Below are 10,392 nucleotides of genomic sequence, written 5' to 3'. Positions count from 1 at the left end.
CCCCGCCCGGCGAGGCGGATGCGCTGGCGGCGCTGGCGGATCGCGGCGACGAGCTGGGCGATCTGGCGCGCGGCTTTCAGGACATGCGGCGCGAGGTCCAGCGGCGCGAGGTGCGCCTGACGCAGCAGGTCGAGCAGCTTCGCATCGAGATCAACGCGTCCCAGCGCGACCAGCAGGTGTCCGAGATCACCGAGACAGACTATTTCCAGCAGCTTCAGAGCAAGGTGCGCGCGCTGCGTCGCAGCGTGATGCGGTAAAAGAGCAAGTTGTCAGTGGTAGTTTTTAGTCGGTAGGGAAGACCGGCGCGCGTGAGCGCGCTTTTTTTGTTGCGCGGAGATCACCGCATTCTCACGCCGCCCTACAAAACCCCATTGGGCCTGCCTGTCTCCCCTCTCCAATCCGATTGGGGAGGGGCCGGGGGTGAGGTTTCCACCGGTCACCGGACTGTATTTGTTAAACCGCATCCCTACCCCCTACGAATTACCCCGGATGCTCGCCTCTGCGGTGCCCGCTCGCTGACCACTGACCACTGACCACTAACGACTAAAAACTGCCTTTCCGCCACCGATCACCTTGCAGCTGTGGCGCGTTCGGGATGCTGACGGTACAGTAGGCCGTTCGTGATGGCGACTTGCCGCTGCCTGTCTGGGCATTCGAGGACGCTGTGCTGGAAGAAAACATCGATGCGGCCATGACCGATGCCGCTGCTGCCCCGCTCCGCGATAACGTTCCCCTGGATACGCCTTCCGCCGGAATGGTCCGCGCGACAACCGTGATCGCCCTGGGCAACATCACCAGCCGCGTGCTGGGACTCGTCCGCGAGACGATCATCTCGGCGCTGTTCGGCGCGGGGGCTGCCGTGGACGCGCTCAATCTGGCGCTGGTCGTGCCGCGCGGCCTGTACGACCTGCTGATCGGCGGGCACGTCAATTCGGCGCTGGTCCCCGTGCTCAGCGAGTACGCGCAGCACAAGGACCGCGAGGAACTGTGGCGGCTGGTCAATATCCTGCTGGGGCTGGTCGTGATCAGCCTGAGCGTGCTGGTGCTGGCGCTGGAACTGCTGGCTCCGGTCGTGATCCGCGTGGTCGCCAGCGACAAGACCGCGCCGGACGTGATCGACGAGGCGACGCGGCTGCTGCGCGTGACGGCCCCCGCACTGATGGCGCTGAGCCTGTTCGCGGTGCTGTCGGGCGTGCTCTTCGCGCTGCGGCGCTTCACGTGGCCCGCTTTCGCCTCGACGGTGTTCAACGGGACCATCGTCGTGACGACCGTCGCGCTGGCGGATCGCCTGGACATCACGGCGGCGGCGGTTGGCTGGCTGGTCGGGGCGGTGGTGCAAATGCTGCTCCAGGCCCCCGGCCTGCGCGACGCCCGCCTGCGGATTTCCGTGCGCGGCGCGTTGAGTCACCCCGGCGTGCGGCGGATCGGCGTGCTGTATATCCCCGTCCTGGCGACGCTGGCGCTGGACGTGCTGATCAACCGCCCGTTCAGCTACAACCTCGCCACGCGAACCGGCGAGGGCAGCCTCGCCTACATGAACTGGGCCACGACGCTGATCCAGTTCCCGCAGGGGCTGGTGGCGATTGCGATTTCGTCCGCGATTCTGCCGACGCTCTCACGGCAGGCGGTGGCGACCGGGACGGAAGCGAAGCAGCACTTTCGCAATACGCTCGGCCAGGGGCTGCGGCTGGCGATCGTGCTGATCATCCCGGCGGCGGTGGGCCTGTTTGTGCTGGCCGGGCCGGTGGTCGGGCTGATCTTCCAGCACGGCAAGTTCCTGGCAGGGGACACGGCCACGACGGCATTGGCGCTGCGGCTGTATTTGCTTGGGCTGCCGTTCGCGGCGGTCGATCTGCTGCTGGTGTATGCCTTCTACGCGCAGCAGGACACGCTGACGCCCGCGCTAATCGGGCTGGTGAGCCTGGGCGCGTATATGGTCGTGGCGATCGTGCTGCTGCCGTGGTACAGCTTCTTCGCGCTGATGGTCGCGGACTCCGTCAAGCACCTGATTCACACGGGGATCTCGGCGCGGCTGCTGTGGCATAAGCTGGACGGCTACGGACGCCAGCACCTGCTGCGCACCGTCGCACGGGCGAGCTTCGCCGCCGCGATCATGGGCGGCGTCGCGTGGGGGATCGCGCTGGTGCTGGAACACCTGCTGCCCGGCTCGCTGATCGGCTTCGCGCTGACCGTCGGCGCGGCGGGCGGGGCCGGGCTGGTGATTTACAGCTTCCTGGCCTCGTACCTGGGCCTGGAAGAATGGAGCTTCGTGCGCGGCCTGCTGCGGCGCTTCGGTGTCTAAAGGCTCGCTCAGGAACGCCCGCGCAGGCCCGATCCGGTGGCGCACGGGTGGGCCGCTTTGTATAATCGCGCAAAATTACGCTCGTCATGGGGGAAACCGTCTTGACCGATCAACGGCCCGCACCACTGCCATCTGATTTGTACACCGAGGAATATTTCCTCACTGCCTGCGAAGGGTATGATGAGTTCATCGCCAGCGAGGGCGAACAGCTTTCGCGGCGGCTCAAGGCGGCATTCGAATTGGCGGCGGTCAGCCCGGGCATGAAAGTCCTCGACGTGGCCTGCGGACGCGGCGAGATCGTGCGGCACTGCGCGCACCTGGGTGCGGACGCCTACGGCTTCGACTACGCGCACGCGGCGATCAAGCTCTCGCGCGAGCTGATCGAGCGCGACCCGGATCAGGCTTCCGCTGTCATGGCGCTGGCTCAGGCCGACGCGAAGCTGTACCCGTATCCGACCGGGGCCTTCGACCGCGTGCTGATGTTCGACATCGTGGAGCACCTGCATCCCTGGGAGCTGCACGCTTCGCTGGTCGAGGCGCGCCGTGTGCTCAAGGACGACGGGCGGCTGATCATCCACACCGCGCCGAACATCTGGTACGACCGCTACGCCTATCCGTTTGTGCGGTTCTTCCGGCGGATGACCGGCAAGGGCGACGCCTATCCCGCCGATCCCCGGCAGTTTTTGGTGGAGCACAACAAGGACGTGCACGTCAACGAGCAGTCGATGCTCAGCATGAAACGCGCGCTGCGCCAGGCCGGGTTCGAGGGGCACATCTGGCTCGATTCGCCGCCGCAGCACCGTCACGAGAATCCCGTGCTGGCCGGACTGCGCTATGCCTTCTTCCACTGGCCGCCGTTCCGCTGGTTTTTCGAGCGCGAGATCTTTGCCGTGGCGTACAAATCGGGTGAGCCTGTTCAGGCGGTGAGATAATTTCTATGCGCGACAGACGGCCTGTCGATGAGCTGTCGATCGAGGAACTCGAACGCATCCTGGTGATCCGTAAGCGGGAGGCGCGCCAGCAGCGCCTGCGCCGCTACGAGACGCAGGGACGGCGCGTTGCCATGCCGGACGTGCCGCTGCCGTCCGAGATTCAGCCGGACGAGGACGCGGAGCCGGAACCGGAGATCGTGCCGCAGCAGCACGAGGCGGCGGCGGAAGTCGAGCCGCTGGAACTGCCCGTGACGTACGACATCACCGACGATGTGCCGCGCTTCGAGGACGATCCCGACCCCGAACCGGAGCCGCTGGTCCGCCGGACGCGGCGCAAACCGCAGGCTGTGCCGCTCGGATCGCCGGATTCGGGCGAGGTCCGTGCCCGCCGCCGCTCGGCCTTCGACCGGGTGCTGATGGCCGTGGAGGTCGTCGGCGTGCTGGGCATCCTGGTCGTGATCGGGATCGGCGTTTACCTCGTGCTGATCGAAAACAATAAGATCGACGAACTACAGCAGAAGTCGGCGGAGATCCAGCAGGGCGCGGAAGCGATGCGCCCGACGCCCAGTCCCGCGCCGGACCTGCGCGTGTCGTCGTACGTGCTGCCGAGCGGCCACTATTCGCCGGACGAAACCAATGGCGTGGCGGTCTTCAATTACGACGAAGTACCCGAAAGCGTGCGCCCCGCCGTGGCTGCGCAGATCAACGCGCCGCAGTCCGCGCTGCCCACACCCTCCGCGAACAGTCCCGCGCCCGCGCAGATCGAAATCCCCGCGATTGGCGTGAATGCCTCCGTCTACCAGGGCGACGACTGGTACACGCTGCAAAAGGGCGTCGGCCATCTGCCGGGCAGCGGCAGTCCCGGCGACGGGCAAAATATGGTGCTGTCGGCGCACAACGACATCTTCGGCGAGCTTTTCCGCTATCTGGAAAACCTGGAGCCGGGCGACGAGATCATCATCACGTCGCGCAACGGCCAGCGCTACACGTACACCGTGCGCGAAAAACAGATCGTGGACCCGGATGACGTGTGGGTGCTGGGCGGCGACGTCGCGGACATCACGCTGATCACGTGCCACCCGTACCGCGTGGACAACAAGCGTATGATCGTGTTCGGGGAGCTTTCCAGCGCGAGCTAAAGAACAGTTTATAGGTTGCAGGGGTCGGTTGTTAGTCGAAACAAAGCGCAAAAACTGCACATGATCACGTAGGGGCGTATTGCGATACGCCCCTACCAAAAAACGCAATGTCTGTAGGGGCAATTCATGAATTGACCCTACGATGTTTATTCACACAGAACGTTCCCCGCGTTACTCCGTGATCGTCACCTTGTTCAGCCCACGCGGGTGATCAACCTCCACGCCGCGCGCTTCCGACAGGCCGAACGCGAGCAGTTGGCCCGGCATCACCGCGATGATCGGGCTGAGCCATTCGGGAATGCCCGCCGGGATCGGCAGCGCGAGGTTGGCGCGTTCCAGCACGTCCGGCACGTTCGAGATGATCGCCAGATCCGCCTGCGACCCCGCGAAGGTGTCCAGCGACTCGCGCATGGTGTCGAGCGCTTTGCCTTCCGGCGCGATGGCGATCAGCGGGAAGCCGGGAGACACGATCGCCTTGGGCCCGTGGTGGAAGTCGGCGGAGCTGTACGCTTCGGCGGCGACGTAGCTGAGTTCCTTCAGCTTGATTGCGATCTCATAGCCGGTGCAGTAGTTGTAGCCGCGTGCCAGCGTGACGCAGTGCGTCATAAACGTATAGCGGGCGGCAGCGGCGCGCGTGCCCTGGTGCATGGACTGGGTTTGCGCGGCCCAGTTGGGCACTTCCGCGATCTCGTCCTGCCAGCCGTCCGGCTCGCCCAGCGCAGCCGCCAGCAGCGCAATCGCCAGCAGCGACGCCGTGTAGGTCTTGGTCGCGGCGAGGCTTTTTTCCGGCCCGGCGTGCAGCGCAATGTGCTCGTCGGAGACCTGCGCCAGCGGCGAGGTGGGATCGTTGGTGATCGAGAGCGTCATCACCGCGCCCTGGGCGTGCGCCTGTTCGAGCACGCGGGTCGGTTCCAAGGACTGCCCCGACTGCGAAACGCCGATCACCAGCGCGTCGTCGAAGCGCGGCGTGGCGTCGTAGAGCGTGGTCAGCGACGGCGTCGCCAGCCCGGCGTAGAGGCCCGCCAGCCCGCCGAACATATACTGCCCGTAGCGCGCGACGTTATCGGACGTGCCGCGGGCGATGATCACGGCATATTTCGGCTGAAGCTGCTTGATGCGGCGGGCGATTTCAACGACGTGATCCTTTTCAGCAGCGATCAGGTTGCTCAGCACGTCGGGTTGTTGGGCGATTTCGTGTTCGATATGGGTAGCCATTTGCGAGTGGGGTCCTTTCATACAAATCCAGGGGGCAAGGTGCACGCTGCCCGCCGCATAATCATACCTCAAAAAGAAAGTTAGGGTAGGTAACTAACTGGCCTCATTGGGTGTTTCCGGTGTGTTCTTCGTAGGGGGTGGGCTTGCCCTACCCGGCTTTGAAGACAACGGGCGGAGCAAGCCCCGCCCCTACGAAAGACGGTGTTCCCCTCGAAAAGACTTCACTTAATGCGTATGGGGTGCAAACCCGCCCCTATAAAATTCTCGGTGATTTTGCTTGTCTCCCCGCTCCAATCCGATTGAAGAGGGGCCGGGCGTGAGGCGCTCTGCGCAGCGCAACAAAAAAAGGGGCGCATAACAATACGCCCCTCCGAAAATCTGGGTTCGCGCGGCGGGAGCTAGCCCGCGCCCTCGATCAACTTCTCGCGGCGCTTTTGTTCCTTCATACGGTCCTCGTTGTTGAGGATGCGCTTGCGGATGCGCAGGCTCTGCGGCGTCACTTCGAGCAGCTCGTCTTCCGACAGGAACTCGATCGCGTCGTCCAGGCTCATCTGGCGCGGCGGGTTGAGGCGCAGCTCCTCGCCATAATACTTGGTGTGGATCGCGCTGAGCTGCTTGGTTTTGGTGACATTCATGGCCAGGTCTTCAGGCCGGATGTGCTCGCCAATGACCATGCCTTCGTAGACCTCTGCGCCCGGCTCGATGAAGAACGTGCCGCGCTGCTGTGTGTGCGTCATCGCATACTGCGCCGCGACGCCCGCTTCCCAAGCGACGAGGCTGCCGAACTGGCGGCGCGGGATCGGCCCGACCATCGAGTCGTAGCCGTGGAAAAGGCTGCTGATCTGGCCCAGGCCGCTGGTGGCGCGCATGAAGTGGGCGCGGAAGCCCAGCAGGCCGCGCGTCGGGACGAGGTACTTCAGGAAGGTTGTGCCGTTCTGGCTGCGCATGTCCTGCATGATGCCGCGCCGCACCCCGAGCAGCTCGACTACCGTTCCGACCATCTCGTCGGCTGCCTCGATGTACACTTCCTCGATCGGCTCCAGCGTTTCGCCCGTGTCGGGGTCGGTGTGGTAGATCACTTCCGGCTTGCTGACCTCGAACTCGTACCCCTCGCGGCGCATCGTTTCGATCAGGATGCCCAGGTGCAGCTCGCCGCGCCCGCTGACCACGAAGCGATCCGGCGATTCGCCGTCCGCGACGCGCAGGGCGACGTTGCTGCGGGTCTCTTCGACCAGGCGCTGGCGCAGGCGGCGTGACGTGCCCCACCCGGTTTTGCCTTCGCGCCCGGCGAAGGGCGAGGTGTTGACGCCGAAGGTCATGCGCACGGTCGGTTCTTCGATGCTGATGGGCGGCAGCGGCTTTTCGACGATTGGGTCCGCGATGGTGTCGCTGATGCCCAGATCCTCGAAGCCGCCGAAGGCCACGATGTCACCCGCCAACACCTCGTCCACTTCCTGTTTGGACAGGTTGTGATAGGTGAACAGGTAGACGATCTTGCCCGTCTGGCGCTCGCCCTGGGGCGTCAAGCGCACGACGTCCATGCCGCGCCGCATCGCGCCCGACAGCAGCCGCCCGACGCCGATCTGGCCCTTGTAGTTATCGTATTCCAGTGTGGTAACCTGAAGCTGTGTCGGGTCGTCCGGGTGGATCTGTGGGCCGGGCACTTCCTTGAGGATCGTCTCGAACAGCGGCGCGAGATTATCCTCGACTTCGTCGGGCGTGTAGCCCGCGTAGCCTTCCAGCCCGACGGCGTAAACCACCGGGAATTCGGCCTGCTCGTCCGTCGCGCCCAGTTCGATGAACAGGTCGAACGTCTCGTTGAGCACTTCTTCGACGCGGGCGTGCGGACGGTCCACCTTGTTGATGACCACGATCACGCGCAGGCCCAGTTCGAGGGCCTTGCGCAGCACGAAGCGCGTCTGCGGCATGGGGCCGTCTACGGCGTCCACGAGCAGCAGCGCGCCATCGACCATATTCAGCACGCGCTCGACCTCGCCGCCAAAGTCGGCGTGGCCGGGGGTGTCCACGATATTGATTTTGATGCCGTTCCAGGTGACAGCGGTGTTCTTTGACAGGATCGTGATGCCGCGCTCGCGTTCCAGCGCGTTGCTGTCCAGAATGCGCTCACCGACGTTGGCCGTGTCGCGGAATACTTTAGCCTGTTTGAGCATGCCGTCCACCAGCGTTGTCTTGCCGTGGTCAACATGCGCGATGATAGCAACGTTGCGAATGTCCGATCGGGTTTGCGCCACAGGTCTTCCTCATTACAGATTGATTGGCGTTCGATGGGGAGGTTTTTCGGAAACACCTCTATTTTATCAGATCGGGAGGTGAGTCGAGTAGGTGCAGTTTTACCAGGGGGACGCTGGCGGCGCGGATCGGGGCCGGTCCGCACGCGTTTAGCGGCGGTAGCGCTCGGTCTGGCGCAGGATGTAGGAGTGCACGCGCTCGACCTCGACGCGCACGCCTTCGATCACCAGCCGGTCGCGCGGGACCTCGACGATGCCGACGATGTCCGGCTCCAGCGACTCGATGTGCGCGGCCCAACGCGGCGCGATCACCGATGCCACATCGACCATTTCCGCGCCCAGTTCTTGCAAAGCGATCATGAGGCGGTAGCGCGGGACGTGCCGCACTTCCATCACGACGCGGTGCTCGACATCCATTGAAGCGAATCTCCAACGATCCGGGGTGATCCCGGCCAGCCTGCTGATCGCGCGGGACTATACGCCTCATGCCGGGGCGTGTCAAAAATTCCCGGGATCGGACGGCGAATGACGACGGTTTTGAGCCGCCAAAATGACCTATGACAGCCGCGCACAGGACATGAATCCGCTTCTGCTTGACAAAGAAATGATTTTGTTGTGTCATTAAACTAAACGGTGGATAGCGACCTGGACACGCCTGTTTGCTGCCCCGAACGCAGCGTGAAAACAGAGACGATGCAGCTTCGATGGGGCGTATTGTGATGCGCCCTTCTTTGCGCGAGCACCGTAAAGGGCAAAATTCTGGAAACGGCCCCGGTTCCCTTCGTGGAAGGATAGTTCATTCATGGCTTCCCCTTACGTGTTTAACAATCCCGGCAAGACGATTCGCATTGGGCGCATCCTCAACCCGTCCGATCACCGCGCGGCGGTGGTAGCCTTCGACCACGGCGTGCACCTGGGCGCGATCCCCGGCGTGCAGCACCCCGGCGAAACGCTCGAAGCGCTGGCGGACGCGGGCGCGGATGCGTTCCTGGTCGGCCCCGGCACGGCGCGCATGTTCGCGCACGTGTTCACCGGGCGCGGCGCACCGGGCCTGATCCTGCGCGTGGACTGGACCAACCGCTGGCGCTCGCCGGAAGCGCTCGGCTCTGAAGAAGGGCGCGGGCGCATGATCTCGACGGTCGAAGGCGCGGCCCGGATGGGCGCGGACGCCGTGCTGACCTACATGTTCATCGGCTACGACGATCCCGATGCCGAAGCGCGGCAGGTCGAGGACGTGGCGCGCATGGCGGAGCAGTGCGAAGCGCTGGGCATCGGCTGCATTATCGAGCCGATGGCGCGGGGCAAGCGGGCCGATCACGACATTTACAGCGCGGACTACATCGCGCTCGGATCGCGCATGGCGTCGGAGCTGGGCGCGGACATCCTGAAGACCGACTACAGCGGCAGCGCGGAGACGTTCCGCACCGTGACGGCGGCGGCGTACCGCCCGATCCTGATCGCGGGCGGGCCGAAGACGGACTCGCTGCGCGAGGCGCTGGAGATGGTACAGGGCGCGTTGGACGCGGGCGCGAACGGTATGTTCATCGGGCGTAACGTGTTCCAGGCTCCCGATCCGCGCCAGATGATGGGCGTGTTGAGCCGCATGATCCACACCGGCCTGAGCGTGGACGAGGCGCTGGCGGAACTGGGCGGCTGACATGACCCGCGTCGAGGCGGTGGTGGCGGGGCATATCTGCCTGGACATTATTCCGCAGATCCCCGCGACCGATTTGAAGTCGTTTTTTGCGCCGGGGTCGCTCGCCGAGATCGGCCCCGCGCTGCTGGCAACGGGCGGCTCCGTCTCCAACACGGGGCGCAACCTGCACCGGTTGGGCATCGCCACCAGCCTGATGGGCAAGGTGGGCGACGACCCGTTCGGGCAGATCATTTTGCGCCTGATCCGTGAGGACGATCCCGCCCTGGCGGAAGATATGATCGTCGCGCCGGGCGAAACCAGCTCGTACACGGTGGTGATCAGCCCGCCGCGCACGGATCGGTTTTTCATGCATTGCGCCGGGGCCAACCATACCTTCGGCGTGGAGGACGTGCCCTACGACCGGCTGCACGACGTGCGGCTGTTCCACTTCGGCTATCCGCCGTTCATGCGCCAGATGTACATCAACGAGGGCGCGGGGCTGGTCGAGATGGTGCGGCGCGTCAAGGAAACGGACACGATCACGTCGCTGGACATGGCGCTGCCCGATCCGAGCGGGCCGAGCGGGCAGGTCAACTGGCCGCTGGTGCTCGAGCGCGCGCTGCCGTACGTGGATGTCTTTCTGCCGAGCGTGGACGAGCTGTGGTTCATGCTGAACGGCACGATGCTGAAGCCCGGTGAGTGGTCCGACGCGGTGGTGTCCGATCTGGCGCAGCGCGTGCTGGATCTGGGCGCGCGCGTGGTCGTGATCAAGATGGGCGACCGGGGGCTGTATCTGCGCACCGGGCCGGAGGGCGCGCCGTTCCTGAACGGGGACGGCTGGCGCAGCCGGGAGCTGTGGGCGCCGTGCTTCCGCCCGGAGCCGCTGGTCGGCACGACGGGCTCCGGCGACGCGACCATC

General features: G+C 64.9%; 8 protein-coding genes and 1 pseudogene. 6 read left to right on the top strand and 3 right to left on the bottom strand.

The window, feature by feature from the left end; all coding sequences use genetic code 11:
* The 4 genes and pseudogenes from V7116_RS23695 to V7116_RS23680 form a co-directional block, all read left to right on the top strand.
* A pseudogene (locus V7116_RS23695) lies at positions 1-257 on the top strand (hypothetical protein); the annotation flags it as partial.
* 374 nt (positions 258-631) lie between these two features.
* Positions 632-2,302 (top strand): murein biosynthesis integral membrane protein MurJ, encoded by a 1,671-nt coding sequence (gene murJ / locus V7116_RS23690; RefSeq protein ID WP_324394466.1) that lies wholly within the window; start codon positions 632-634, stop codon positions 2,300-2,302.
* Between the two features lie 101 nt (positions 2,303-2,403).
* The gene (locus V7116_RS23685; protein WP_324394465.1) at positions 2,404-3,234 is read left to right on the top strand and encodes a class I SAM-dependent methyltransferase; all 831 of its coding nucleotides are present in this window, start codon (positions 2,404-2,406) and stop codon (positions 3,232-3,234) included.
* A 5-nt stretch (positions 3,235-3,239) separates the two neighbouring features.
* Entirely contained in the window at positions 3,240-4,373 is a 1,134-nt protein-coding gene (locus tag V7116_RS23680) for a sortase (RefSeq protein WP_324394464.1), read from the top strand.
* 171 nt (positions 4,374-4,544) lie between these two features.
* On the opposite strand, the gene V7116_RS23675 is transcribed toward V7116_RS23680, so the two are convergent.
* The 3 genes from V7116_RS23675 to V7116_RS23665 all read right to left on the bottom strand — a co-directional run bounded on the left by V7116_RS23675 (position 4,545) and on the right by V7116_RS23665 (position 8,254).
* The gene (locus V7116_RS23675) at positions 4,545-5,588 is read right to left on the bottom strand and encodes an SIS domain-containing protein (RefSeq protein ID WP_324394463.1); all 1,044 of its coding nucleotides are present in this window, start codon (positions 5,586-5,588) and stop codon (positions 4,545-4,547) included.
* Positions 5,589-5,986: 398 nt separating this feature from the next.
* On the bottom strand, positions 5,987-7,840 hold the full coding sequence (gene typA / locus V7116_RS23670; protein WP_324394462.1) for a translational GTPase TypA: 1,854 nt from the start codon (positions 7,838-7,840) through the stop codon (positions 5,987-5,989).
* A 147-nt stretch (positions 7,841-7,987) separates the two neighbouring features.
* A complete protein-coding gene (locus V7116_RS23665) occupies positions 7,988-8,254 on the bottom strand; it encodes a hypothetical protein (protein WP_324394461.1) in 267 nt (88 codons plus the stop codon).
* Between the two features lie 385 nt (positions 8,255-8,639).
* On the opposite strand from V7116_RS23665, the gene V7116_RS23660 reads away from it, so the two are divergent.
* Together V7116_RS23660 and V7116_RS23655 are read left to right on the top strand one after the other, a co-directional pair.
* The gene (locus V7116_RS23660) at positions 8,640-9,494 is read left to right on the top strand and encodes a class I fructose-bisphosphate aldolase (RefSeq protein WP_324394460.1); all 855 of its coding nucleotides are present in this window, start codon (positions 8,640-8,642) and stop codon (positions 9,492-9,494) included.
* Between the two features lies 1 nt (position 9,495).
* Positions 9,496-10,392, top strand: an 897-nt coding sequence (locus V7116_RS23655; protein WP_324394459.1) for a carbohydrate kinase family protein, incomplete at its 3' end; no start/stop codon positions are given.

The sequence above is a fragment of the Aggregatilinea sp. genome (assembly GCF_036822615.1).
Taxonomy (GTDB): domain Bacteria; phylum Chloroflexota; class Anaerolineae; order Aggregatilineales; family Aggregatilineaceae; genus Aggregatilinea.
Note: the sequence above shows the minus strand (reverse complement) of the source record. Positions and strands in the feature narration are given on the sequence as shown.